We start from the raw sequence: 26,470 nt of genomic DNA on the forward strand, positions 1-26,470 counted from the left end.
CATGAAGCGGTATGTGGCGGCAGCGGCGCTGGCCGGTTGGGTGGGGTTGGCGATTCAGCAATACCTGATTTTCTATTCGCGCTGGGAAGCCGGCGCCAGCCTGCTGGGCGGGCTGATCAACTTCTTCAGTTTCTTCACGGTGCTGACCAATACCCTGGCAGCGGTGGTGCTCAGTTACGCACTGATTCGTCGGGACTCTGCCGCCAGGCGGTTTTTTCTCGCGCCCAGTGTCAGCAGTGGCATTGCCGTGAGCATCGTGGTGGTGAGCCTGGCCTACAGCCTGTTGCTGCGGCACTTGTGGCAGCCCGAAGGCTTTCAATTTATCGCCGACGAATTGCTGCACGACGTGATGCCGGTGTTGTTTGTCATCTACTGGTGCCGGTGTGTACCCAAGGGCAGCCTGCGCCTCAAGCACGTTGGTGCGTGGGTAATTTATCCGCTGATCTACTTCGCTTATGTGCTGCTGCGCGGGGATTTGCTCGGGCAATATCAATACCCGTTCATCGATGTCGGCACCCTCGGTTATCCACAGGTGTTTGTGAATGCCGGGGGCATTCTGGCCGGGTTTGTGCTGGTTGCACTGGCCGTGGTGGGGCTGGATAAGCTCATCAAGCCCCGCGCCTGATTCACCTTTCCTTAGCGCTATTGGGCACGCACCGTCTTGTCGAACGGTTGCGTGCTTCCTCTCGATCTCTTCAACTCATTAGTTAATCTTTTCACATAAATGCCCTGGTTTTTCAGGTGATGTAATCCTGTTCCTACAGTTATATTTACCCATAAAACCTTCTCCTTAAAATCCATGTAATCCAATTCTTACAGATATATTCAAAGTTTTGGCAAATTGCCATAATTTTCCTATGTGTCTTGGTGTTGCAGGGCTACGTAATTAAATGAATGTGCCGACTTAACTTCTAAAATCTGCGCTGGATAATTGCCGGGCTTCAAATGAGCTGAGTTGCAATGCAAGTAATTGGAAAAAAGTGGGATGTTCTGCGTGCTAAAGCGGCGGAATGACTTAATGACGTTTATTACTATGTGAGCCTCTATACATGAACGCTAAAATTAACACTGCGCTGTTATCCATCGGGTTGTTGGTAGGGTCGATGTCTGTCGCTCAGGCGGCGGATGGAACGGTCACGTTTGTGGGCTCGGTCCATTCCGGGGCCTGCTCCATCAAGCCTGACTCCGTCGATCAAACCATTCCCCTCGGCGCGATTGCCAAGCATCAGTTGCAGGCGGGAGGGAAGTCCGAGCCTCGGCGCTTGCTGATTGAGCTCGAAGGCTGCGATCTGGCCGGCCTCACCGATAACACCGTGACCACGACTTTCACGGGGGCGCCATCCAGCGTTGTGCCGGGTGCGCTGGGTACCGTCGGTAGCGCGGGCAATGTGGGCATCATGATGACCCATGGCAGCCAACCCGTTCAGTTGGGTGTGGCTACCACACCGCAGGTTATTGCCACCGGTGATAACACACTGGAGTTCGGTGCCTATGTGCAAGGCGCTGCTACGGGCGACATCGTGCCGGGCGATTTCAGCGCGGTGACCAATTTCACCTTGGCTTATCAGTAAGCTTTTTCCCCCGCCACCCAGGGTGGCGGGGGAGGCTGGTGGAGGCATAGGTGAAAACATTCATAAGTCTCGCTATTTCCTCTTCATTGACGATGTTCATCAGCCCTTGGGTGGTTGCCCAGGTGCCTGCGCAAGGTAATGGGCTCGTCACGCTGGGAGGAGAGGTCGTTGACTCGGCCTGTGGGCTGGAGTTGGTCAGTGTCGATCAAACCATCGATGTGGACCCCGAGCCCATTGGCCGGTTTTTGCGACGCGCCAGGGGAGGGGACCAATCCTTCCAGTTGCGCCTGGTCAATTGCACATTGAGTCGCACCGACCCGTTGCGCCCTGGGGTAACGCTGCCCGACTGGCAGCACCTGCGGGTGACATTTGATGGCCCCACCGACAGAGGCGGCCGTTCTTTTGCGGTATTTGGTGGCTCACAAGGTGTTGCCCTCAATATCGAGGATTCCGTTGGCCAATTGAGTATTCCCGGTCAGCCGATGACGCCGCATCCCTTGTCGGAAGGCGACATGACGCTTCACTTCACGCTTCATTTTGTTGGCAACGGATTGCCCATAGTGGCCGGCGCGCACCGTGCCGCAGTGCGGTTCAAGTTGGAATATTTCTGAACTTTGATGGGTTGCTTGCATGTTGAATACGGCGAAGGTCAAAAATACGCTGCGCTCAAACTTTTTCAGTGGGTTGATATTATTGCCGGGCACTGCGATGGCTGTCGGGGATATTGAGTTTAATACGGACGTTCTTGATCTGAGTGATCGAACTAATATTGACTTGTCTCAGTTCGCGCGCAGCGGTTTTATTCTGCCTGGCACTTACTCGATGGGGGTGCAGATCAATAACCAGGCGATTGCCGAGCACTCAGTGGCTTTCTATCCTCCCGATAATGATCCTAAAGGCAGCCAGGCCTGTTTGTCGCCGGCCTTGGTGGGCCTGTTGGGCCTCAAGGCGTCGGGCGCTGCTGAACTCAAGTGGTGGAAAGGCAGTGACTGCCTGGATATAGAAAGCTTGCCGGGCATGGAGGTCAGTGGCGACCTGGCCACCTCCACGCTGAACATCAGCGTGCCCCAGGCCTACCTTGAATACAGCGCCATCAATTGGGATCCACCTTCCCGTTGGGATGAGGGCGTGCCGGGGCTGCTGGTCGATTACAACATGACGGTGCAGTCCAGTTATCAGAAGAATGACGGCACCCGTAACAATCTCAGTGGTAACGGTACCCTGGGGGCGAATGCCGGGGCCTGGCGCCTGAGGGCGGACTGGCAGGCGCGTGTCGAAAAAGGCCTCGACAGCGGGTACGGGGACCCACAACAGCTGGAGTGGAGTCGTTACTACGCCTATCGCGCAGTGCCTGCACTGAAGGCGCGCCTGACGGTGGGAGAGGACTACCTGTATTCGGACCTGTTTGACAGCTTCCGCTATACCGGCGCCGCTCTCATTTCGGATGCAAGCCAGCTGCCCCCCAACTTGCGTGGTTACGCGCCGGAAGTGGTAGGGGTCGCCAAAACAAATGCCAGGGTTGTTATCAGCCAGAAGGGCCGCGTGCTCTATGAAACGCTGGTCGCGGCAGGCCCGTATCGTATTCAGGACCTCAATGACGCCGTGAGCGGCACCCTGGATGTGCGGGTGGAAGAGCAGGATGGTTCGGTACACACCTTCCAGATCGATACGGCAAGCATTCCCTACCTGACGCGCCCTGGCCAGGTTCGTTACAAGCTGGCGGCGGGGCGACCCTCCGATCTTCAATACGGCGCCGATGGCAATGTTTTCGGTACCGGTGAATTCTCCTGGGGGGTCAGCAATGGCTGGTCGCTGTTCGGCGGCGCTATCACCGATAACAACTACCGTGCGTTGTCTGTCGGCGCCGGTCGTGACCTGTTGGCGCTTGGAGCCGTATCGCTGGATGTCACTCAGTCCCACGCCAGTGTGTGGAGTCAGTCGCTCTCGGGCAAATCCTACCGCCTTCAATACTCCAAGCACTTCGAGCAGTACGACAGCCAGGTAACGTTTGCCGGTTACCGGTTTTCCGAGAAAAACTACTTGAGCATGAGTGAGTACCTGGATGCTCGCCATTACGGGTTGAATGGCGAGCGCGGCGAAATCGATAACGTTGAGTTCATCGAGGGCTGGAAACCGATCGGCGACAGCAAGGCACTGTATACGGTGACGCTCAATAAGCAGTTTCGTGACCTTGGGGCGACGGTCTACGCCAGTTACAACAAACAGACGTATTGGGGGCGCCCGGACACGCAGCGCTGGAACCTGTCGATGTCGCGCTACTTCAATGTGGGCTCCGTCAGGAACATGAGCCTGTCCCTGAACATGTACCGCAGTCAGGAGTACGCCTACAAGGATAGCGGAATGGCGCTGACGGTCAGCCTGCCATTGGGGCGCAGCGGCACACTGTCGCTGGATGGGAGCAGGACCTCGGGCAAAGAGAGCTTTTCCACGCGTTACAGTGACCGCATCGATGAACGCAACAGCTACCAGCTCAGTGCCAGCGATCGCTCTGCCAGTGGTTATCTGAGCCATATTGGCGACCAGGCTGATATCGATCTCAGCGCCAGCACACAACAAGGCAATGGCAGAACCCTCAGTGCGTCTATTCGCGGTGGCGGCACGCTCACGCCCTACGGTGCGGCCCTGCACCGAACCAATACCGTCGGCGGGACCCGCCTGATGCTCGACACCGGTGGGGTACCCGACGTGCCTGTGCGGGGTTACGGCGTGTCGACCCGCACCAATGCCTTCGGCAAGGCGGTGATCTCCGATATCAGCAGCTACCAGCGTACGGCCGCCAGTGTTGACCTGGAGAGCTTGCCGAGCAACGTCGAGGCCACTCAGTCGGTGACGCAACTGACACTCACCGACGGGGCCATTGGTTATCGATCGCTGGACGTGATTGCCGGTGAAAAGGCCATGGCAGTCCTGCGCCTGCCGGATGGCAGTTCACCGCCCTTCGGCGCGACGGTGAAAAACATAAAACAGCAGGACACCGGAATTGTGAACGACGGCGGCGCCGTTTACCTGAGCGGCATCCAGGCCGGCGAGCAGATGATCGTCAGTTGGGGCGGCATCGACCAATGCCTGCTCACGCTGCCTGTGGTGTTGCCAGCAGACAGCTTGACCGATGCCCTGCAACTGCGCTGCCAGAGTGTCGCCACTGATCAATCCTCACCCGAGCCAGCAGCGCTGACCGGGAAGCGCACCGATACGGAGAATACCGCCTCATGATGCTCAATACGCGCCCTACACTCCTGGTCTTCGCACTGCTGGCTCTGGGCCTCAATCCGAACGCTGACGCTGCGGTTGGCCTGGACCGGACCCGTGTGATTTTTGATGGGGGCAAGGATGCCACCAGCGTGAACATTACCAATAACAACACCCAGTTGCCGTACCTGGCCCAGGGGTGGATCGAGGACGAGCAGGGCAACAAAATCGCCTCGCCCCTTATCGTGCTGCCGCCGGTTCAACGCTTGGAGCCCGGTAAACAAAGCCAGGTGAAAGTCCAGGCGTTGCCAGCGGTCAAATCGTTGCCCCAGGATCGCGAGACCGTCTACTACTTCAACCTGAGGGAAATTCCGCCGCGCAGCGACAAATCCAACACCCTGCAAATTGCGCTGCAGACCCGCATCAAATTGTTTTACCGCCCGCAAGCCATCATGCCCAGCCAGCAGGACTTGGCTAATCCCTGGCAGGAAAAGCTCACCCTCACCCGGCAAGGCGACCGTTACCAGGTGAATAACCCCACGCCTTACTACGTGTCCCTGGTGGACGCGCGCAGCAGCAAAGACGGCAAAACCGTGGCGGGCTTTGAACCGGTGATGATCCCGCCCAAGGGCACGCTGGCTTTGGGGCCAACGGCCAAGGCACTTGGCCAGGCCCCCTATCTGGCCTATGTGAACGATTACGGTGGACGCCCGCTCCTGGCGTTCACCTGCAGTGGCCAGACTTGCACGGTGAACGCGCAAGTCTCATCGCCTAATGAGTAGCGTCTGCTGCGGGAGAACGCCATGAAGTCGCACAACGTGAAAGTCCTGGGCTGCGTGTTATTGGCCTTGGCGGCGCGTGTGAGCGCCGAGGATGACGACGGTATCGATGGTCAGCGTGGCCGGTTGAACGTTAACGGGTCCATGCATGAATCGCCTTGCAGCCTGGAGATGACATCGCGCCATCAAACGATTGACCTGGGCGCTGTGTCGGCCAGCCAGTTGCAAAGACCTGGCGATCAGGCGCCATCGAGGCCCTTTCAGCTGCGCTTCCAGGACTGCCAGCGCATCGCCGGCAGTATCCGCAGTGAGCGTACCGGGAACCTGGCATGGAGCGCCCATCAACCGGTGCTGTCGGTCACGTTTATCGCGCCTGCCGATGCTGATGATCCACGGCTGGTCAAAGTGCAAGGCATCACCGGGATGGGGCTGCGTTTGACCGACGCCCTGGGCCGGGACGTGCAACTGGGCTCCCGGGGCGAGCCGTTGTTTTTGACCGAGGGCAGCAGTCTCCAGACCTGGCATGTTCAACCCACGCGCACCTCCGCTCCGTTGACCAGTGGGGCATTTCGGGCCGTGGTGGATTTCAGGCTCAGTTATGAGTGAGGGCAATCTAATGACGAAGGCAGTCGGCTCGCGGGCCATTCTTATAGGGGGAGGCCTGCTGTGGGCCGTCAGCCAGGGTGCGCTGGCCGAAACCAGCCTGATCATCCGCGCGGTCATCATTGCGCCTCCTCCATGCGTCATTAATGGTGGGAGTACGCTCAACGTGCCCTTTGGCAATGATCTGCTGACGTCGCGGGTGGACGGTGTCAACTATCGTCGCGACGTGCCCTATACCGTCACCTGCGACGCGCCTTTCAGCAATGCGATGAGGCTTGAGCTCAGGGGCACCGGGGCTTCGTTCGATGGTCGCGTACTCTCGACCCGTAACCCGGATCTTGGGGTGAAACTGTTCGTTAATGGCGCGGATTGGCCCCTGAATGCGGCCGTGAACTTTACCTATCCAACCTTCCCCGTCGTGCAGGCGGTGCCTGTCAAACGCGCGGGCAGCAGACTGACGGGGGGCGCGTTCGATGCCGCCGCTACCCTCGTGGTCGATTACCAGTGATGAGGAACGATCAATGACCTGTTGGCAGCGGCGAGCCTTGCTCGCCTTGTGTTCCATCGCCCTCAGCAGCGGCGCCTCGGCCAACTTGACCTTCAGCGGAACGCTTAATGAACCGCCGCCCTGCACGATCGATGCGGGGAACAAAATTGAAGTCGATTTCGGCGATGTCGGCGTAAAGCGAGTCGATGGTGTGAGATACCGTCAGGAGGTTGGCTACACCATCAGTTGTGGGGCTGACACGCTGCCGTGGGTGCTGAAGTTGAGTGTCAACGGGGCACCTACGACATTCGACGGCGCGGCATTGCAGACCAGTGCGCCAGACCTGGGGATTCGGATATTTCAGAATAACCTGCCGTTTCGACTCAATACGCCACTGGACATAACCGTGTCGTCACCGCCGGTATTGGAAGTCGTGCCGGTCAAGCAGCCGGGTGCAACGCTGGCCCCCGCAAGGTTTACAGCGGTGGCCACGCTGTTGGCCGAATACCAGTAGGAGTTGAAGCCATGGGACATGAAAGGGTTCATCGGAGGTGGCTGTGTGCCGTGCTGGCGGGGCTGCCAGCCTTCAGCCTGATCCCCGGGGCGCAGGCGGCGGACAACCTGAATTTCAAGGGCAACCTGGTTGAAGAGGCCTGCACTATCCGGCCTGGCGACGAGGCAATTAACCTGGAGCTCTGGGACCTTACCAGCAAGCACCTCTACATCAACACGCGCTCAGTGGGCAAAGGTTTCAAGCTGCATCTGGAGGACTGTGACACCACGATCGGCAACACGGTGACCATCACGTTCGGCGGCGTGGAAAACCAGGCGCTGCCCGGATTGTTCGCGCTTGATGGCGGTAGCGGTGCCTCGGGTATCGGGCTGGGGCTGGAGACGCTGAGCAACAAGCCATTACCCGTGAATAACGTCAGTGACGAACAGGTATTGGTCAATGGCAGCAATGTGATCGAGCTCAAAGCCTATGTGCAGGGTGAGCCGAATGCCATCAGGGATCAGACCATTGGCCATGGCGCCTACACCGTGACCTCTACGTTTACGCTGGACTATCCGTAATTCATAAGCTCAACAACCGGGTGCATACGCATTGGCTTTCAGGTCATTTACACGGGCTGATTGTTCGCTGGATGGCGCCTGTGTAGAGAAGCAACGAGAGATCAACATGAAACGACTATATGACAGCGCCATTGTGCTTCTCCTGCTGATGGGCATTAACACAACCGCGCAAGCCGTAGACTGCAGGGTCAATGGCGGTGAGTGGGCGCGCGTCACTCATCTGACCGTTCCCGTAACTGTGCGACTCGATACAGATCGCACGAGGATTCTGATGGAAGGTGCTCGGCTCGAATGTCGGTTTACGGCTGGAGCGGGCCCCGTGTGGGGCGCTGACTATTGGGAAACGGGCAATGCCTCAGGTACACCTTGGACATCCGGCCCCAAGTTCGCCGGTGAACAGAGTGGTTTGCGCATCAATGGCGCTTTCCTCAATACCCCGGTTCCGGCGGGTATACGGGTGGCCACCATGCCCAACAACGGGATCGGCTATCCGATCAATATCACCCCCTATATTCTGGTGCGCCACAGTCCCTCCAACCCGATCGATATTCGAGCAGGCGACACCCTCGGCCTGTTACGCCTGACCAGCTCGAACAATTACGACGCGACTCGGCCGCAACTCACCGTCACTTATACGGCCGCCAACAACTTCACCATCTCCCCGTCTACCTGCACGATCAACAATAACAACCCGATCGAGATCAACTTCGGCGATGTTCATCAGAGAGCAATAGGTACCGATCCGCTGACCACGTCCATCCGCAGCAATCGCCGGCTCACTTATTCATGCCCGGACGGCGGGATTTCCACGCCGATCACCATCACTTACAAGGGCAGCCCCTCATCGTTCGACACGCGTCTGCTGATGATGACCAACCCGGACGTGGGGACAGCCCTTGTTCGTGGCGCAAGTGCGGTTCAAGTCGGTGGTTCGTTCCTGACCCAGATTACCAACAGTGTAGGAGGCGACGATGTGACGTTTTCCCTCGTACGGCGTGCCGGGTCCTTGCCTGCCGCCGGGGCTGTGAGCGGCAGCGGTGTACTTGTCATGGGGGTGCCATGACATTCCCACACCTTAGGCTTACTCCTCTTCGCTGTCGGCCGCACGCCAGTAACCCACGGCCTTGAGGAATTCCTCATTGACCTTATGCGTGTCCAGGAGCACCCGGCGGACCTGGCGCGACAGCTTGGTTTCGGTGGCGACAAAGCTGTACAGCGAGCCACTCGGCAGCGTGAGGTTTTTCACGCTGTCGAGCAGGTCATCCTGACCGCGCACCACCCAGATCACCTCCACATCGGCGGCGCTTTCCAGGGCCTGCTGTTCCGCCGCATTGGCGATTTCAATCAGCGCAAGTACCTTGCGCCCCGCCGGCAGTTCTTCCAGGCGTCGACCAATGGCCGGCAGCGCGGTTTCGTCACCGATCAGCAGGTAGCTGTCGAAGATGTCCGGCACGATCATCGAGCCGCGTGGCCCGCCGATGTACAGGTGTTGGCCGACCTTGGCCTGGTCGGCCCAGGTGGAGGCGGGGCCGTCGCCGTGCAGCACGAAGTCGATGTCCAGCTCGCCGGTGTCCAGGTCGAAGCGGCGTGGCGTGTAGTCGCGCATCGCCGGTTGCGGGCCGTCACCCTTGATGCTGAACGTCGGGCTCTCCAGCGCTGCCTGTTCGGCGGCGTTCTGCGGGAACAGCAGCTTGATGTGATCGTCACTGCCCAGGCTGATAAAGCCCGCCAGTTCCGGCCCGCCCAAGGTGATGCGGCGCATGCGCGGGGTGATATCGACTACCCGCAGTACCTCGAGGCGGCGGCGTTTGATTTCGTGGGTCACGCGGTGGATGGCTTGAGTATTCATTGGGCTTCCCCGTCGGCAATGGCTTGGGCGGTGCCGTTGAGCAGCGCCGCGACACGAACGATTTCTTCCGGGCTCCAGCGCCCGTGGTGCGAATGCAAGGCGTGACGCAGGTTATGCACCGCCTCGTGGATTTCCGCTGGGCGATCATGGCCGCGCAACGAGCGCTTGCTCACCTCCATGCGCAGGCGAATGCCGTCGAGAGCGACAGCCTGTTCGCTTAAGAACAGACGACCGGCGTCGGTGATTGTGTAGCGTTTTTTTCCACCCTCGGCATCGCCGGCGATCAATTCGCTTTCTTCCAGGAAGGTCAGCGTGGGGTAGATCACGCCGGGGCTGGGGCTGTAGGCGCCATCGAAGAGGGTTTCGATCCGGCGAATCAGGTCATAGCCGTGGCATGGCTGTTCGGCGATAAGAGCTGGCAGCAGCAATTTCAGGTCACCCGGCGCAAAGACGCGCGGGCCACGTCCGCCGCGTTCGCGGCCGGGGCGTTTTTCGAAGCCGTCGCGGTCGTCACCGTGGTCTCGGTGGTGATGAGGGTCTCTCATTGTCGTGTTCTCCTGTCTGATTTAGATACAACTTAAGATATATCTTACGCTTTGCGCAAAAGCGTCTGACGAGCGGTAGCGGCGACAAAAGGCAGCCTGCAACGGGCCGGATGCATTGAATTAGCGCCTGGCAATACCAGCAATTACTTGACAGGTAAATGGCACTTTTATGAATGAAAGATAAACTGGTTAATCAGTGCGTTAGTTCTAATCACGTTGAGAACCCCTCAATAGATAGCGTGTAGCCCATGTCCTACGGATAAGTGATTAATGCGAGTGGTACTGAGGTATCTGCGGTGTAATAAATGGATGACAGTTAATATTCATCTTATTGAATAATAAGGTTTTTATCTGTCGCGTCGCGTCGTGATTAATTACGCGTTTAAGCGAAAGCGCTGGCATCGTTAAGTGGGTTTTCGAGGGACTATTTACCGGCGTCGCAAGACACGAATTGCTCGGGTTTTGCCATGCAGTAAATAACGAATCCCCCACTAACATCTGATGCCACAACAGGTAATTAAAATGCTTAAAAAGACCGCTTTCGTACTGCCACTGATCGCACTGGCTGTCGGCGCTTCCAGCGTGTTTGCCGCCGGTGAAGCCACCAGCGTCATCAACATCAAGGCAACGATCCCAACCAAACAGTTCCACGCCCAGCCGTTGGACCCGGATTTCGGTAAGGACGAAACCATGTCCTACAACACCGTGACCGGTCAGTTGAGCCCGATCCGTGCGACCTACGCGGTAAAAAATACCGACGGTTCGATCAAGGCCTACATCGAAGGCGGCCCGGCTTCCCTGAGCAACGGCACCTCTTCGATTGCCCTGACCACCACCTTCAACGGCGTGACCCTCACCGGTTCGCCACTGGAAGTCGTGGATGATGCCAGCTCCACTCCCGGCACCCAGGCTGACCTGGTCGTTGCGGCCGCCAAACCGGCTGACACCGACGCTGGCCTGTACACCACCAACTACACCGTGGTGTTCGATCACGAGCCGCGCGTCACCCGTTGAGCGCGATTTGTTGATCGATAAGCATCGGCTTATTGCTTAGCCCTTACCGATCGACGGGCAGCCTCTGTCGGTTGATCGGTATCCAAGAATTCCCCGAGTGTAATCAGAGTATCCGTTCATGTTCCCGATGATTCTCATCGCGGCAGCGCTTGCCTTGTTGTTTTGTACGGGGGCGTTTGCAGCTGACGCGACAACTGGCACAACCCCAAGAAGTTTGCTGTCCCAGGCCAAGGGTTTACCGGCGGACTTTGAAGAGCACTTTTTTGATGTGCCGTTGGCAGTACGGGTCGAATTGGACCAGGAGTTTGTCGCCGAGGCGATGATCGTGCTGACCCGTGATGACCGCCTGACCCTGCTGGATTTCACCGATCACGAAGGCAGTGTGATCAAGGACGTCGAGCGTGATAGTTGGGGTGATTACCTCAAGCAGGGCGTGCCGTTGGGCGCCTGCGAAAGTAGCTGCCCGGCGCAACTGCTGGCGGTCCACTACAACCTGGAAAAGTCCCTGGTCACGTTGTTGACCGAAAACGCCGAACGTGAGGGGCAAGAGTCCAAGTATTACTCCCTGCCCTCCGGTGGTAGCACCGGCCTGATCGTACGTAACCAGCTCAACCTCAGCGGCGGCCAGGGCCAGGACCTCGGCGGACGCCTGGGGCTGGACGCCAGCGGCAGCCTGGGCAACTGGAACCAGGTGATGAACATGCAGTTTTCGCGCTTGGGCGGCCCGGACGACGATGCCCTCAACCATGCCGTGTACTCGCTGTATGCCCAGCGCGAAATGCGCGGTGAGTTCCTGCGCCTGGGCTATTTCACCCCCAATGCCGAAGGCCTGACCCGCCAACTGCGCACCTTCGGTGCCAGCCCCGACACCGCCGTCGGCGTGATGTATGGCAGCTCCGACAGCCTGATGATCAGCAACCCCAAGCCGAGCATCTACCCGATTTACGTCACCGCCAATCGCCAGGCCTCGGCGGAGATCTACCGCAACGGCCTGCTGATCAACACCCAAGCCGTTTCCACCGGCCTGCAAAGCCTGGACACGCGGCCCTTGCCCGGCGGCATCTACGAGGTGGAAGTGCGCCTGGTAGAAGACGGTCAGATCACCAGCACCACCCAGGAGTTGGTGTACAAGCCCAACAACTGGCGCAACCTCGACAACCGCTGGCGCTACAACGTATTTGCCGGGCAAGAGAGCAAGTTGCTCAGCAACTGGGACGAACAATCCAGCGGCGACCTGACCGCCGGCGTATCCCTCAACTACCTGGCTCACCCGCGGGTGGTGCTGGGCATGTCCGGGCGCCAGGTCAAGGACAGCATGCAATACGGCACGTCGCTGGACTGGAGCCTGGCCAGTAACGCCAGCCTGTATGCCAACGTCTACCAGACCGACAACTACGGCACCGGCGTCGACTTCAACAGCCTCTACAACTACGGCCTGGGCAGCGTGGTGTTCAACCACACGCGCAGTTGGCTGGACAACCGCAACACCTACGAAACCCTGCCCGACGGTACCCGCATCCGCCAGCGCGATGTGTTCATCGGCCAGACCAGCCTCTCGTCGCTGTCCATCAATCATCGCCTGAGCAACCTGCGTTCCATCAATGCGCGGCTGGCCTACAGCGAAGGCAACAACGAAGGCCTGGGCCTGGACCTGGGCTGGACCGAACGCACCCAATTGTTCGGCAGCGATGCCAACTGGCGCTTGTCGGTGTTCGACCGCCCGGCCAGCTCCAGCACCGGCGACAAACGCAATCGCGGGATCGACCTGAGCGTCAGCCTGGCGCTCGGCAGCCCCGGCGAGCAGTGGTCCGCCAGCATCGGTACGCGAACCTCCCGCGATGGCAAGCGTGACAACAATGGCTCGCTGAGCTACCGACGCGACCTGCAGGACCACGTGCTGCAAAGCGTCTCCGCTACGGTACTGACCGATACCTACGGCGTGGGCCTGTCGGGCATGGCCAGCTTCCAGAACGACGCGGTCAATGGCGACGGCTTCGTGCAGCGCTCATCGTTCAATAACGAACTGACCGGTGGCCTGAACCTGGACAGTACCTTCGCCTTCGGCGGGCAGAAGATGGTGTTCACCAGCCAATACGCCGGCAGCGGCTCGGGGATGATTGTCGATATTGAAAGCGACGTGGACGACATCGTCCTGCGCGCCGATGACCTGAGTGGCGGCAGCACCGTGCTGCGGCCGGGGCGCAACTTCATTCCGATCACCGCCTACAGGGGCAGCTCGGTCAGCTTCGACTTCGACGGCAACCACGCCCCGGCGGCCAATATCCAGCCACCGCGCACCGCCTACCACTTGAACAAGGGCGGCGTGGACTACCGCAAGGTCAGCGTGATGCGCACCGTCACCGTACTCGGGCGCCTGGTGGACCCCCAGGGCAAGCCGCTCAAGGGCCATCACATCCTCAACCACGCCAGCCGTGGGGTAAGCGAAGTGGATGGGTTCTTCTCCCTGGAAATGAACGCCAGCTCGCCGACCCTCGAAGTGCGCCGCAACAACCAGTTGCTGTGCCAGTTCCGCCTGGATACCGCCAACGCGCGCAATGAAAACGACGTGCTGATGATCGGTGATCTGCGGTGTACGCCGGATACGTTGGCCGATTCCGCTATCACCACACACGTAGCAGGTTGAGTGTCATGACACGTTCACTAATTACCATGAGACCTATCAGCACATTGATCACCCGGTTCGGCAGTGTGGGCGCAGCTCTGTTGTTCAGTACAACGGCGGCTGCATTTACCCAGGAAATTACTGCTGTGTTCAGCCCCGATCCCGGCAACCCGATGGTCAACAAATTCAAGAACACCACGCCCATCAGTACGATCTGCGAATTCCATATTCCGGCGCGGTGCAAGGCGCTGGATATTTTCAGTCTTCGAGAACCGACCTTCACCGCCAGCTCCAATGGACCGGTTTTGGCCAATCACGAGGACGACCGTCAAGGGTTTATGGTGCAGGTGCCTTCAGACTGGCGAGATTTGACCGTCACGCATCTTAGAACGGGAGAGACTGAGACTGTGCAGATGCGCATTGCAGGTCTGGGTGGGATGTGGAGTGTTTCGCGCCCGCCGGGAGTCTCGGCTTGGGCCCAACCAGGTGTTGGCTGGGACCGTCAATGGCGACAAGCGCCCAGTCCTTGCCAAAGCACCAACCATCTGGCGGCAGGCGTTACGTTTGCCTCGTACTTCTGGCTGGTTCCTGAAGGGGCTGGCATTTGCAATCGAAAGCCCTCGGTGGACATCCCGGTGATGAGGTTCACTCAGCTGGAGTATGCCTATGAGCTCAGGACGCCCAACCCGCTGGGCATGTCCTCCGGCGAATACACCGGTAGCCTCACCTACACGATGGGACCTCGGGGTGATTATGATTTTGGTGATGTGATGATGCCCTCACAAAATTCCATCACCTTCAATTTCACCCTGACTGTGCAACACCAACTTCAGGTCGAGGTTCCCCCCGGTGGCAACCGTGTCGAACTGATCCCTCAGGGCGGCTGGCAGGCCTGGTTGAACCAGGGGCGCAAGCCGGCGCGGCTGTTCCGTGACCAGACCTTCAATATTTCCGCCTCGTCGCGCTTCAAGATGCAGATGGCCTGCGAGCGCGTCATCGGTGACACCTGTGCGTTGAAAAACAACACCGACGGTCATGAAGTACCCCTGGATATCAGCGTCAGCCTGCCCCATGGCTTGAATCGTCAGGATGGCGCAGCCGTGAACCGCCAGCCGCTGCTGTTGAGCGGTGCCGGTACCGAGTTGTTCCAGCCGGGGTTCTACGTCGATCGACGGCCCGGTACGTTGCACTTCGAGGTCACGAAAGACTCCGCCGACCAGATGCTCAGCCGGGGCGGATCGACCTATTCGGGCCAGGTTTCTGTGGTCTGGGATTCAGAAGTATGAGGTGCCGTCAGATGGATGCCGTTGCTGGAAGAGGCAAGAGTGTATCGAGGCTGGCAGGGCGGTGTTCGCAGCTTGCTGCCAGTTTGTTATTGGCGTCGCTGGCAATGCCCGTAATGGGTGTGGAGATGAACATCCATGCTGAGTTTCGGCCGGACCCTTCACAGCCGCACTTGAATAAGTTCGAGAACAAAACGCCAAGCGTTGGTTACTGTGCGTCTTTTCCCGCCCAATGTACTGCCTTGAATATATTCAGTCTCAGGGCCGCCATTTCGGCGGATTCCGTTACGCAGATCGCTGCTTTTCATACGGATCAACGCCAAGGCGCGATGTTTAAAGTGCCAACGGAGTGGCAGGACCTGACCGTCGTGCATCGACAGACTCAGGAGACCGAGACGTTAAGGGTACGGATCATGGGTGTCGGCTCGACGTATGCCATCCCCAATCTGGTCAGCCTGGTGGGCGGCGGCGTTACACCTTTGCAAGCTCACCAGCAATTATGGACCGGCTCCAGTTGGGTTTACCCGCCGCGCACCTGCCTGGGCACAGGGGTGAGCTTGTATGGGACGACAACGTATGGGTTTTTCTGGCGAACACCGGTCGGTTCTCTCTGTGCCAGACAAGCCAGGTTCGATATTCCCACCATGCGCTTAACCAACCTGGAGTTCGCCTATGAACTCATCACGCCCAACCCCTTGGGCATGACTTCAGGGGAGTACGTCGGTCGCCATCAATACACCGTAGGGCCAGGGAAGGACTTTGATTTGGGCGACGTGATGTTGCCCAGCAGTCCTACCCTGACCCTGAACTTCACCCTGGCGGTGCAACATGACCTTAAAGTCGAAGTTCCCCCCAACGGCAACCGTATCGAGCTGGTGCCCCAAGGCGGTTGGCAAGCCTGGCTGAACCAGGGCCGCAAACCTGCGCGTTTGTTCCGCGACCAGACCTTCCGCATTTCTGCTTCGTCGCGTTTCAAGATGCAAATGAGCTGCGAGCGGACCATAGGCGACACCTGCGCCCTGAAGAACCCCACCGACGGCCATGAGGTGCCGCTGGACGTCAGCGTCAGCCTGCCCCATGGCCTGAATCGACCGGACGGCAGCGCTGTGAATCGCCAACCGCTGTTGCGCAGCGGCGCCGGTACCGAGCAGTTCCAGCCGGGCTTCTATGTCAACCAACGGCCCGGCACCTTGCACTTCGAGGTTAAGAAGGATTACGCCGACCAGATGCTCAGCCGGGGTGGATCCACCTACTCGGGCCAGGTCACGGTGGTCTGGGATTCGGAGCTCTAAATGAGGTTTACAGCAATGAAACATTTGTTGGCGCTGTGCGCGCTGTGCTGGTTGCCGCTGTCGGCACCAGCGGCCCCCAATATCAACGTGGGGGTGTTTTATGACTACCTGGACGGCGACAAAAGCACCTACCTGAAACGGGTCTTCAACGGCGGCGACAGTACGGCGTTCATCAAGGTGTCGGTGATGGAGATCCTCTACAAGGCCGACGGTAGCTCCGAGGAAGTCGAGCTCCAGAGCAACGCAGAAAACACCGCTCGCGATGGCTTGATGGCCACGCCGGCGCGTCTGATCGTCCCCTCCAATGGCATGCAGGGCACACGCTTGCTGTACCTGGGCGCGCGGGAAAAAGAGCGCTATTTCCGCCTGCGCTTCGTGCCGGTGATGCCGGAGCCCGAGGATGACTTTGCCGTGTCCAGTGAGGCGCGTGAATCCTATAAAGAAAGTCTCTCGGCCGGGGTCACGGTGCTGGCCGGGTTTGGCACGGTGTTCTTCGTGCGCCCCAAAGACACTCGCTTTGCCACCCGTATCGACGAGCAACCCGCCCAATACGCGCTGCATAACGACGGTAACAGCGTCGTGGTGGTGGATCAGTTCAAGGACTGCGCCAGCGGCGATGCCCAGGACTGTCTGCCCGTCACCAAGAACCACATCCTGCCGGGTCGTGCCTTCAGCTTTCCCAAGCAGGCCGGGCGTACCTACCGCTTTACCCTGGTTGAGGGCAGCGAAAAAAAACCTTATGAGGTCAAAGGCTGATGCTCAGAAAAAGAGCCCATGGAGCCGGGTATCGCCCGGACAAGGTCATCGCGACGCTATTGCTGTTGATGGTTACAGCGCTGCTCAGTACCCAGGCCCTCGCGATCCGTGAGGAGCAGGTGTTCGATGTGTCGGTCACCATCCCAACCGCCGATTTTTACGTGCTGCCCATCAACCCGGTGTTTCTGGAGCGCGAGCAGGAGATGGCCTGGAACCTGGTGAGTCGCACGCTCAAGCCATTGCGTGAGCACTTCGATGTGAAGAACAGCGGCGGCGGCATCGTTGCGCGCCTGGGGGAGTTGCCGGTGCTCTCCAACGGCCGGCGCCTGATTCTGTTGAATGTCAACTTCAACGGCGAATGGCTGGACTTGACCGACACCCTGGTGGTGCCTGCCGAGGAGGCGCGGGCCGGCAAGCGGGTGCTGTTGGAAATTGCCGCTGTCGAGCCCGAGGACGGTTATACCCCGGGCGACTATTTCGGCAGCGTTCATCTGATCTTCGACGCGTTGCGACCGTGATAACGAGGTGCTTATGAAATACGTTTATGCAGTACTGGGCATGTGCCTGTGGTCCTTCAACGCCCAGGCCGGGCCGGCCATCAACGTCGGCGATTTTTACGACTACTTGAATGGCGACAAGAACACTTACCTTAAGCGCGTGTTCAACGGCGGCACCAGCACCGCGTTCGTCAAGATCAAAGTCACGGAGATGCTCTACAAACCCGATGGCAGCTACGACGAAGTGCCCCTCAAAAGCCAGGCCGACGGCCTCGTGCGCGATGGCCTGATGGCCAGCCCGGCACGCCTGATCGTGCCGGCCAATGCGATGCAAAGCACGCGCTTCCTGTTCATGGGCGAGCGCGATCGGGAACGTTACTTCCGGGTGCGCTACCTGCCGGTGGCGCCGGAAAAGGACGATGACTTCGGCATCAATGACGAAGACCGCGCCGCCTATGAAGCATCCCTGGCGGCGGGTGTGCGGGTGATGTCCGGATACGGCACGGTGTTTTTTGTGCGGCCCGAACACAGCCGTTTTGATACCCGCGTCGAGAACGGCGGGCGCACCTACACCCTGCGCAATGCCGGTAACACCGTCGTAGTGGTGGATGAGTTCAAGGACTGTTCGGTCGCCGACCGCACGGACTGCGCGCCGATCACCAAGAATCATATCTTCCCGGGTCGGGTGTTCAGCTTTGAGAAGCAGGCCGGACGGGTCTATCGGTTCTTCGTGGTAGAGGGCAGCACCGAGAAAGTCGTCGAGATCAGTGGCTGAGGCACGCTGCACAAGGTATGGCCACCCGGTTGCAGATACGGCATCAGCACCGGCGCCATGCCCTTGAGCACCTGCACCGGCAGTGCCGAGGTAAAGGTGAAGTTCTGCGCGCCGCTGCCGGGGACGAAGGCGGTGAGGGTGCCGAAATGCCGGTCGCCGATGTAGAACACAAAGGTTGCCGTGCGGTTGATCGACTTGGAGCTGAGCACGCGCCCACCGGCGCCAATCGCTTCGATGCGGTTGTCGCCGGTGCCGGTCTTGCCGCCCATGGCCAGCGGTGTGCCGTCGCCCAGCTTGAAGCTGCCCGACACGCGTTTCGCCGTGCCCGCATCCACCACTTGGGACAACGCCCCGCGCAAGGCGGTGGCGACTTCGCTGGGCATCACCCGCTTGCCTTTGTCGGGGTTGTTGACCAGGTGGGTTTCATAGGGGGTGTCTGCGGCAAAATGCAGGCTGTCGATGCGCAGCGTCGGCTCGCGTATGCCGTCGTTAAGGATCGTCCCCACCAGTTCCGCCAACGCCGCCGGGCGGTCTCCCGAGCTGCCGATGGCGGTGGCCAGGGAAGGCACCAAATGGTCGAACGGGTAGCCGACCGCCCGCCAGCGTTGATGAATATCCAGGAACGCCTCGATCTCCAGCATGGTACGGATGCGACTGTCGCGCGCGCTCTTATGACGGCTCTTGAACAGCCAGCCATAGACCTCCTGGCGCTCGTGCTCGCTGGCGGCGACGGCTTGGGTGAAGGTGGCGTCGGGGTGGTTCAGCAGGTAACCGAGCAACCACAGGTCCAGGGGGTGGACCCTGGCGATATAACCTTGGTCCGGCAGGTCGTAGGCACCGGGGCCGTAGTTTTTGTAGAGCTTGCTCAGGCGCTCGTCGGTGAGTTTTTCTGCGGTTTTGGTGCCGGTCAGGTGCGAGCGCACGAAGCTGTTGAAACTCGCCTGGCTGGCCTGGGGCAACAGGTAGCGGTGCACGGCGGCCAGGCGGATGGCGGTAGGGTGCAGGCCGTCCAGAAAGGTCGCGAGCCGGGCCTGGGTGTCCTTGTTGCGGTACTTTTTCCAAAAGCGCAGCAGGAAGGTTGTGCCTTCGCGGTCGGCGAACTGGGCCAGGTATTCCTGGCGCCGTGGGTCGCTGTCGTCCTTGAGCAACTCGGCACTGTTGTTGTCACCGTGATAGGTGCTGTAGCGCACCAGGTCGCGCATCAGGCGAATGAACGGCAGGTTGATCGACTCGCGCAGGGCGTCGCGCAAGGTCGGGTTGCGGCCGTTGTCTTCATTGCGAAAGTTATGGAAGCGATGCAGGCCGCCACCGGTAAAAAAGCTTTCGCCGGGGCTGGCGGAATATTGCCGGTCGAGCGCGGCGTCGAGCATTTTCGACAGGCTCTGGTCGCGGGTTTGCGTCAGGTAGTCCACGGCCCAGCGCGACAAGCGGTCCTGCTCGTCAATCTCGACTTTCTTCAACGCGGCGGGCGTCTGGCCGGCATAGCGCTGGTGCAACTCGCTGATGATTTGCAGGTAGGTGGTGAGCACCCGCAGCTTGGCGGTGGAGCCCAGTTCGAGCTTGCTGCTCTCGTTGATATCGAAAGGTTGGTCGGTGTTGTCGGTCTGCACCCGCACCCGCGCGCCGTCGCCCGTCATCTCGTATAGCGTGAAGCTGTAGCGCACCTGAGTCGTGCTGGCGGGTGTCAGCAGGCGCGGGCCGAGCAGGCCGAGTTGCCCGGCGAAGGCCGGATCGGCCAGGTGCTTGAGGTAGGCGGTGGTCTGGGTTTGCAGGTCATTTTGCAAGGTGCTGGTGGCGCTCAGGTCCAGGCGATCAAGGTCATACAGCGGGCGGTTGAGCAGGGTGGCTAGACGGTTGCGGGCCACGCTGATGCCTTTGTTGGTTTCAATCGGTTGGATCGTCGGTTGCTGCTGCCAGTCGCGGTAACTGACCTTGCTGGCCAGGGCCGCCTTGGCCAGGGCAGGGGCGATGACGCTGTTTTGTTCCAGCAGGCGGATATGGCTGTCGGTCAGGGTCGCCAGCTCCGCGTGGCCTTTGGACAGGTAATGGGAAGGCCGGCGCTGGGCGATCATCAACGACAACACTTCGCGCAGGGCCAGGCCCTTTTGCGCGAGGTTCTGCGGGCTGTTGTCGGCGAGCAGCGCATTGGTGCGGTTGAAGTCGGCGCCGTACCACACCCGCAGACCGTCGGCCATACCATGCACTTCGCCGTGACCGGGCACCGCAGACAACGGCACGCTGTTGAGGTAGTCGCGCACGATGTTCTGGCGCGCCTGCAAGGTCTGCGGGCCGTCCTGATAGGCGCGCACGCTGGCGGAAAACATCTGGCGCAGTTTCTCGCCGCCCGACAGCGTCAACCCATCAGGGGAGTGGCGGTATTTTTCCAGCTGGGTGGCCAGGGTGCTGCCGCCGGCCGTCTGTCCGGGCAAATGCAACAGCTTGGCCACTTGCGACCACGCCGCCTTGGCGAACCGCGGCCAGTCCACCGCCGGGTTGGCCTGGGGGTGTGCCGGGTCGAGCAGGTCGCGGTTTTCGATGAACAGCAGGCTGTTGACCACCACGGGCGGGATCGCGTCGAAACGCTGGTAGGACTGCTGTGGATAGATGAACTGGTACAACGGCTCGGCGCGGCAGTCGCTGATCGACAAGCCCGCCTGGATTTTCTCCGTGTAGGGCACGAACAGGCCGCGCTCGACATAGGTCATCAAGGGCGCGGAGAAGCGCACTTGGCTCTGGATCAGGTAGTTGCGCTTGAGCAGGCGCGGCAGGAACTCATCGAGGTCACTGTAACCCAGGCGTTTGTCGAACGGCCCGGCACCGGGATAAACCAGCGCATCGCTGGGGCCGGGTTCCAGGGTGTAGGTCAAGGTCGCGGCCAGGCGGCTCAGTTCCCGGGCCTGCCAGTGCGACGTGCGCATTTCGCGCTGGGCGGCAAAGCCCGCAGCGATCAGGCCGATCACCAGCAGCAGCCATACCATTCGCCACCTGTACAACGGTTTGCGGGGGCGTCGTGGCAATGGCTGTTCGTCCATGCTGTCGGTGGGAGCCGCAGCCTCGGTTGAATCGGTTTGCCATAAAGCGCCCATAGTCGATTGATCCATCCCTGCAGATTGATCGGACTTGACTGAAGCTTAGACGCTGATTGGCGCTGTCGAGGAAATTGTCTGCAGTGAGGGCGGGCGGGTGCATACCCGGTTACCACAAATGGGCGCGGGACTGCCCCTACCGTTCAGGGCTTATCGGACCGATTCCAGCGTCCGTACAAGGAAGTCCAGCCCATGCCTGAAACACCTTCATTGCGTCGTAACCATATCGAGCAAATTCTCACACTGTTTTCCAACGTCCCCACCCTGCGGGAGGTGGCGATCACGCAGGTGCAGGCCACACTCGATCGACGTTTCCCAGCCTTCAACCTGCTGGCCGAACGGGTGGCCATCGGCACCCCGATGCAGGCCGACCAGTACCACTACAGCCTGCTTGCCGATGAGGTGATGGTGCGCCTGACCAGTGCCCGGCCGATGCGGTATATCGAGGACTACCATCAAGTATGCCTGCGTCAACGAGAAATCCATGTGCCCGGTGGCCCGCCCTTGGCTGCTATTGAGCAGGTGGTCAACCAGCTCGGGCCGAACCTGTTGCAGGCCTGGCTGGAGCGGCTGGAAGCATGGTGGCGGGCAACGGTGCCGGTGAACACCACGCGATGGGCCTACCTGTCCGATGACTGCCTGGCCTTGTTGTATGACAGCCAGAAACCGCCGGGGATGGATGAGCAGCAATTTGCCCGGTTATTCCCCCGCACGGCGTTACGCGCCAGTCGCCCGGATCGCGAATGGAGCCTGCACGGCGCAACGTTGCAGGTCCAGACCGTACATGTCAGGCCGCAAGGTTCACAGACCTCGGAAATGCTGCCGCTGCTGATCCTCGCCCATCGGTTGCCCGGTGCCGAGCTGCCTGCCTTGCTGCTGTTCAGCCCGGCGACCGGCCTTCACCCGCTCGCCCGCCTGGAGGACATCGAGCCATTGATTCCCGACTACCTCAGCCAGCGCCTGGCCGGCCCGACGCTCGAGTGGTTTGTCCAGGTGCCCTGGGGGGATCCGTTCGATGCGCTGGCCGCCAGTTATGCCGAGCGCCAGCGGGCGGATGTATTGGCCATCGACCTCACGGTGCCCCGAACGCCCGCGCAGTTTCAGCACATGCTCGACTATGTGACTGATCCTTCGCGCTGGTTTGAGTCAGTCCTGACCCCGTTTCAACTGCGCTTGCAGGACCAACTGCCGCTGTGGCTGATCCATGCGTCGGCGGCAGACAGCCTGGCGTACGCCCGTGCGCTTCAGGCACTGGTCGTGGCGCAGGCCGCAGCCGACGGGCGTAGCTTTGTTGACGGCATCGCGCCGCTGCGTACCTTTGCCGCACAGGCTCTGAAGCAATGCCTGCGCAAGGATCGCCGGGCCGACGGCATCGAGCCGGAAGACATCGAACTGACTTACCACATCGTAACGGCGGCGATGACGCCGGGCGGGTTTGCCACGGGCGAGGTGCACCCGGTGAGCCTGAGCCTTACGGACCTGGCCTTGGCGAACCTGGGTGGTTTTCCCCATTTGCCGTCGTCGATCCACCTCAACGGCAGCCCCGCCCCCGACTGGCTGACGGCAACGTTGCTCAAGGGGTGTGTGACCGAGGTGGATATCGGGCAAACCTACCCGGCGCTGCTCCAGCAAACGCTGGTGGACGATGCGGCTGAGCGGCAGCGCCGTGAAGGGTTGTTCACCCGGCAGGTCCGTGCACAACTGCCGCTGCTGGCGTTGCAGATGAAGATCAAGGGCGAGCACGGCTTGACCGAGGCCGGTTATCGCCTGGTGCAGGCGGCCGTGATGCAGCAGCCGGAGGCGGCGTTTTGGCCGTTGGCATTCGAGGCCACGCCGACCTCATCGCCGGATGCGGTGGTCAATCTGTATGTGATTGGCCCCCGGCAGTCCGAGGAGGGGCCGCATCTGCTCTACCAGCCCTTGTTCAGTCCCTGCCTGCGTGAATTCGCAACGGCTCAAGCCTTGTTCGATGCGATCAAGGCTCCCGGCGAACTGCAGGACACGGTACTGGCCTGGCTCCCCGCGACACGCCAGGCGGTGTATGCCAACGGCGGTTTCGAGGAACCGCATGTGCGGCGCTTCCTGGCCGGCGATGAGTTCAGCGTGCCCGAGCGCCCGGCGCCGGCGCGCTTGAGCAAGCAACCGCTGGCCGCTGACCCGCTGCCTCAGGTATTTGCTTCCACGGTCCAGGCGCTGGTCAGTCTGGCCCAACGCCAATCGGTGTCCAACGCCGAGCAGCGCTGGGCGACGTTGAAGGAAGGCGGCTGGTTGCTGTTCAACAGCCTGTTGCCGTTCCTCAGGGGACCGGTGGCGTTGGTGGGATGGATGGTTCAGGTGATGGACAGTGTTCAGCAGGACGTGCAGGCCATCAGCGGCAACCAGCCGGCCTTACAGGCATCGGGTGTGATGGACCTGTTGAGCAACCTGGTGCTGATACTCGCGCACCGGGCTTCGCCCCACGAGTGGCCGTCGACCCTGGACCTGCAACACCCGGCGTTCGAGCCGATCCCCCCGAGGCTCGCGCCGGCAACCCTGGTGCGTGGCCCACTCGACGTGCAACTACGCGCCCCCGGTGGCTGGAGCAATGCCCGCGACACCCTGACAGCGGATTTGAAAGCCCGCCTTGAGCAGCTGAGTCTCAAGGCCTTTGCCCTGCCTTGGCCGGTACGTTTGCCCGGCGCGCAGGTGGGCGGGCGGCTCAATGGGATGTTATTCAACCCCTCCACGCAACCGCCGCAGTGGCAGGTGCTGGTACGCGGTCATTTGTACCGGGCCAGGGTCACGGACAACAGTGTGCGGATCATCAGTGCCGATGGTCGTGTGTCCGGGCCTTGGCTCAAGTTGGTGGACAATGTCTATTGGGACGTGGATTTGAGCCTGCGTCTGCGCTTGATCGGCGGGCAGCCCGATACACCGGTGGCAGGGGCGGACACTGAGTCGCGTCACGAGCAATTGGAGCGGGACTATCGTCAATACGGCCAGCGTCGGGAAACTGCGAATCGGGCCATGGTCGTGGCCTACACCCTTAAGACCAGTGATGCCGCCAGCGTCACCGACCAGCAGCGCGCCACGGCGAGCAGTCGTTATACCCAGGAGTTGCAAAGCAAGCTGGAGGCTTCGTTGCTGGAACTGCGATGCCTCAAGGCGCTGCAACTGCTCAAGCCCCGAGCGGGTTATGAACGTGAACTGTCGACGTCGCTCGAGGGGCTGATCCTCAGCCTGCGGCAACTGCTGATGCACGCCCGGGCAACGACCGTCGCCATCAATGCCCGATTGGTACCGGTGCTGGACCGGGTGCAATCGCTGAGTGAGGACGAGGCCACCTGGGACGTCAATCAACAGGCTCACCAGGTGTTGATGGAAGGGCTGCGGCAGTTGGCTGACAGCAACGAAAATGCGATCCGCTGGCGTACTCAGGAACTCAACTTGCTGCAAGAGCTGGAAGCGGTTCCCAAGTTCGGGCGGGACAGGGCCCAAGCTTTGCGGCAGAACGAGTTGGTTGGGCCGACGGTGCTGGAACTGCAGTCGTTGCAGGTGACGGCCCTGTGGGCGGTGGCGCTGAAGACCGAAGGGCCGAGGCTGGATGAAGATTTTTTCCAAAGCCTGGACGACACCATTCAGCGCGCGCGTTGGGCCAGTGGGTCCCAGGCGCAACTGGACGAATTGGCGCCCCATAGCACGGAGTTACGCATCGAGTTGCTGGAGAGCTTCAACCGTGTCTACGCCCAGACCGATGACCGCATCGAATTCTGGCGGGCCATGGAGCCGGATAAATTCCATCTCGATTACCTGGATAAGTTGCAGCAGCTGTTCACCCAACTGCACGCTGAGGTCGAACGCGAGCTGTCTGCGGCCCTGATGCCCGCGAACCCTGCGCCACGCCCGGTGCCGGCACCTCGTGCACCGCGCAAAAATATCATTCGCACACGCAATCAGGGTTTGTATGTCGCTCAACTCAAGATGACGACTGGCGAACAGCCGACGCAGGTGGCAGAGGTGTTGGATGCCCAGAACAGCGTGATTGCCTCGTTCACCCCGGCCGCCGATGGGATCTGGGAACCGGTCGAGAAAGCGGCTCCCCGGCGTGCAGGTTCAATGCCCAGTCTCAGTCGCTTGATTGAGCAGGGCCAGGCCTTGCGGGCTGCGGTGGAGCAAGCCATTGGCGAAGTCCTGAAAATGGCGCGCAGGGCCAACGAACCGCAGTCGCTGCAGGACATCCTGGAGCAGCGCGCCGAAAAGTTGCGCCAGTGTGCCGAGGCCATCCAGCGCCACCTTCAGCACAGCGAGCCGGCGCGCCTGGCTGCCACCCAGCGGGCGCGGGCCAGGACCGAAGCCGACGCACTGCGGGCTGCTGCCAGTCGTTTATCCGAGCAGGGCCTGCAGGCTCGATTGAATGCGATCAAAGCGCGCCTGCCCACTCAGTCCGGGGTGGACGTGCTGGTCAGCCATCATGAGGCGAATATTTTCCGGCAGGGCGGGCGTGTCGCTCTCGCCGCACGCCCCAATGATTGGTTGCAGGCTTATGGGGTGGTGGATGTACACACGCGCCAGCCCCTGTGGTACGCGCATTTCCACTATGAACGCCAGGCGGGGCCGGACGACCATTTCACTGCGGCGCACCTCAAGACCCCGGAGCAACACCGCATGGGCAAACAAACCCAGGCCCAGGCGCAGGCCCAGGCGTTTGCCAGCATCCAGGCCGGGCAGGGCGGGCGGGCCTCGCAGGCCCTGGAGATCCATCGTGGCGAAATCAACCTGCGCATGGCGCGCAAGTTGTTCTTCGACGCACCGCAGTGGAGGCGTGACGAATAGGCGCGGCTTGAAATGACGCACCATTGCCGTGCGATACTCCAACCGCGCAATCGGAGTTTTCCGGGAATTCTCGCTGAATATTGCCGTTTATAGAGTGAAAATCACTGGGTTGAGCTTTTTATACTGCACCCCCCTGATCTGGCCCGGCCAGACCGTTTGACCCAAAAGGTCAAGCGGAGACGGCACCCCATGGCGCACCCGCCGTGGCGTGCCG

General features: G+C 60.4%; 21 protein-coding genes. 18 read left to right on the top strand and 3 right to left on the bottom strand.

Annotated features, from left to right (window positions below; genetic code table 11):
- The first annotated feature begins 1 nt into the window (after position 1).
- The 10 genes from HCF10_RS02045 (at position 2) to HCF10_RS02090 (ending at position 8,787) form a co-directional block, all read left to right on the top strand.
- Positions 2-625 carry a Pr6Pr family membrane protein gene (locus HCF10_RS02045; protein WP_131697428.1) on the top strand — a complete coding sequence of 208 codons (624 nt, stop codon included), beginning with the start codon at positions 2-4 and terminating at the stop codon, positions 623-625.
- Between the two features lie 424 nt (positions 626-1,049).
- Positions 1,050-1,571 (top strand): fimbrial protein, encoded by a 522-nt coding sequence (locus HCF10_RS02050; RefSeq protein WP_131697427.1) that lies wholly within the window; start codon positions 1,050-1,052, stop codon positions 1,569-1,571.
- Between the two features lie 50 nt (positions 1,572-1,621).
- A complete protein-coding gene (locus HCF10_RS02055; protein WP_131697426.1) occupies positions 1,622-2,182 on the top strand; it encodes a fimbrial protein in 561 nt (186 codons plus the stop codon).
- 19 nt (positions 2,183-2,201) lie between these two features.
- Entirely contained in the window at positions 2,202-4,805 is a 2,604-nt protein-coding gene (locus tag HCF10_RS02060; protein WP_167654790.1) for an outer membrane usher protein, read from the top strand.
- Positions 4,802-5,563: a fimbria/pilus periplasmic chaperone gene (locus HCF10_RS02065; protein ID WP_145335188.1), complete on the top strand. Its 762-nt coding sequence runs from the start codon at positions 4,802-4,804 to the stop codon at positions 5,561-5,563. Before HCF10_RS02060 ends, HCF10_RS02065 begins: the two co-directional genes overlap by 4 nt.
- Positions 5,564-5,584: 21 nt before the next feature.
- Positions 5,585-6,166, top strand: a complete 582-nt coding sequence (locus HCF10_RS02070; protein WP_131697423.1) for a fimbrial protein — start codon at positions 5,585-5,587, stop codon at positions 6,164-6,166.
- Positions 6,159-6,671 carry a fimbrial protein gene (locus HCF10_RS02075; protein WP_371920959.1) on the top strand — a complete coding sequence of 171 codons (513 nt, stop codon included), beginning with the start codon at positions 6,159-6,161 and terminating at the stop codon, positions 6,669-6,671. The genes HCF10_RS02070 and HCF10_RS02075 overlap by 8 nt, the downstream gene beginning before the upstream one ends.
- Positions 6,672-6,684: 13 nt before the next feature.
- On the top strand, positions 6,685-7,164 hold the full coding sequence (locus HCF10_RS02080) for a fimbrial protein (RefSeq protein WP_131697422.1): 480 nt from the start codon (positions 6,685-6,687) through the stop codon (positions 7,162-7,164).
- Positions 7,165-7,175: 11 nt separating this feature from the next.
- The gene (locus HCF10_RS02085) at positions 7,176-7,724 is read left to right on the top strand and encodes a fimbrial protein (protein WP_145335186.1); all 549 of its coding nucleotides are present in this window, start codon (positions 7,176-7,178) and stop codon (positions 7,722-7,724) included.
- A 106-nt stretch (positions 7,725-7,830) separates the two neighbouring features.
- Entirely contained in the window at positions 7,831-8,787 is a 957-nt protein-coding gene (locus tag HCF10_RS02090) for a fimbrial protein (RefSeq protein WP_145335184.1), read from the top strand.
- An 18-nt stretch (positions 8,788-8,805) separates the two neighbouring features.
- Here the strand turns inward: HCF10_RS02090 and HCF10_RS02095 are convergent, their stop codons facing one another.
- Together HCF10_RS02095 and HCF10_RS02100 are read right to left on the bottom strand one after the other, a co-directional pair.
- The gene (locus tag HCF10_RS02095) at positions 8,806-9,573 is read right to left on the bottom strand and encodes a siderophore-interacting protein (protein ID WP_131697419.1); all 768 of its coding nucleotides are present in this window, start codon (positions 9,571-9,573) and stop codon (positions 8,806-8,808) included.
- Positions 9,570-10,118 (bottom strand): PadR family transcriptional regulator, encoded by a 549-nt coding sequence (locus tag HCF10_RS02100; protein ID WP_145335182.1) that lies wholly within the window; start codon positions 10,116-10,118, stop codon positions 9,570-9,572. Before HCF10_RS02100 ends, HCF10_RS02095 begins: the two co-directional genes overlap by 4 nt.
- Before the next feature lie 522 nt (positions 10,119-10,640).
- Here HCF10_RS02100 and HCF10_RS02105 point away from each other — a divergent pair.
- The 7 genes from HCF10_RS02105 to HCF10_RS02135 all read left to right on the top strand — a co-directional run bounded on the left by HCF10_RS02105 (position 10,641) and on the right by HCF10_RS02135 (position 18,358).
- Positions 10,641-11,132: a CS1 type fimbrial major subunit gene (locus HCF10_RS02105; RefSeq protein WP_131697417.1), complete on the top strand. Its 492-nt coding sequence runs from the start codon at positions 10,641-10,643 to the stop codon at positions 11,130-11,132.
- Positions 11,133-11,250: 118 nt separating this feature from the next.
- Positions 11,251-13,776 (top strand): CS1-pili formation C-terminal domain-containing protein, encoded by a 2,526-nt coding sequence (locus tag HCF10_RS02110; RefSeq protein ID WP_167654791.1) that lies wholly within the window; start codon positions 11,251-11,253, stop codon positions 13,774-13,776.
- A 5-nt stretch (positions 13,777-13,781) separates the two neighbouring features.
- Positions 13,782-15,041 carry a hypothetical protein gene (locus HCF10_RS02115; protein ID WP_237683035.1) on the top strand — a complete coding sequence of 420 codons (1,260 nt, stop codon included), beginning with the start codon at positions 13,782-13,784 and terminating at the stop codon, positions 15,039-15,041.
- A gap of 365 nt (positions 15,042-15,406) precedes the next feature.
- Positions 15,407-16,330: a hypothetical protein gene (locus tag HCF10_RS02120; RefSeq protein ID WP_260403616.1), complete on the top strand. Its 924-nt coding sequence runs from the start codon at positions 15,407-15,409 to the stop codon at positions 16,328-16,330.
- A gap of 15 nt (positions 16,331-16,345) precedes the next feature.
- Positions 16,346-17,086 (top strand): molecular chaperone, encoded by a 741-nt coding sequence (locus tag HCF10_RS02125; protein WP_167654793.1) that lies wholly within the window; start codon positions 16,346-16,348, stop codon positions 17,084-17,086.
- Positions 17,086-17,604: a CS1 type fimbrial major subunit gene (locus tag HCF10_RS02130; RefSeq protein WP_237683036.1), complete on the top strand. Its 519-nt coding sequence runs from the start codon at positions 17,086-17,088 to the stop codon at positions 17,602-17,604. The genes HCF10_RS02125 and HCF10_RS02130 overlap by 1 nt, the downstream gene beginning before the upstream one ends.
- Before the next feature lie 13 nt (positions 17,605-17,617).
- The gene (locus HCF10_RS02135) at positions 17,618-18,358 is read left to right on the top strand and encodes a molecular chaperone (RefSeq protein ID WP_131697413.1); all 741 of its coding nucleotides are present in this window, start codon (positions 17,618-17,620) and stop codon (positions 18,356-18,358) included.
- Here the strand turns inward: HCF10_RS02135 and HCF10_RS02140 are convergent.
- Positions 18,301-21,444, bottom strand: coding sequence for a transglycosylase domain-containing protein (locus tag HCF10_RS02140; RefSeq protein ID WP_167654794.1), 3,144 nt, complete (start codon positions 21,442-21,444; stop codon positions 18,301-18,303). The two genes, HCF10_RS02135 and HCF10_RS02140, sit on opposite strands and share 58 nt — an antisense overlap.
- Before the next feature lie 192 nt (positions 21,445-21,636).
- On the opposite strand from HCF10_RS02140, the gene HCF10_RS02145 reads away from it, so the two are divergent.
- Positions 21,637-26,256, top strand: a complete 4,620-nt coding sequence (locus HCF10_RS02145; RefSeq protein ID WP_167654795.1) for an apolipoprotein A1/A4/E family protein — start codon at positions 21,637-21,639, stop codon at positions 26,254-26,256.
- Positions 26,257-26,470 lie beyond the last annotated feature (214 nt).

It is taken from the genome of Pseudomonas sp. B14(2022) (genome assembly GCF_012030485.1).
Lineage (GTDB): Bacteria > Pseudomonadota > Gammaproteobacteria > Pseudomonadales > Pseudomonadaceae > Aquipseudomonas.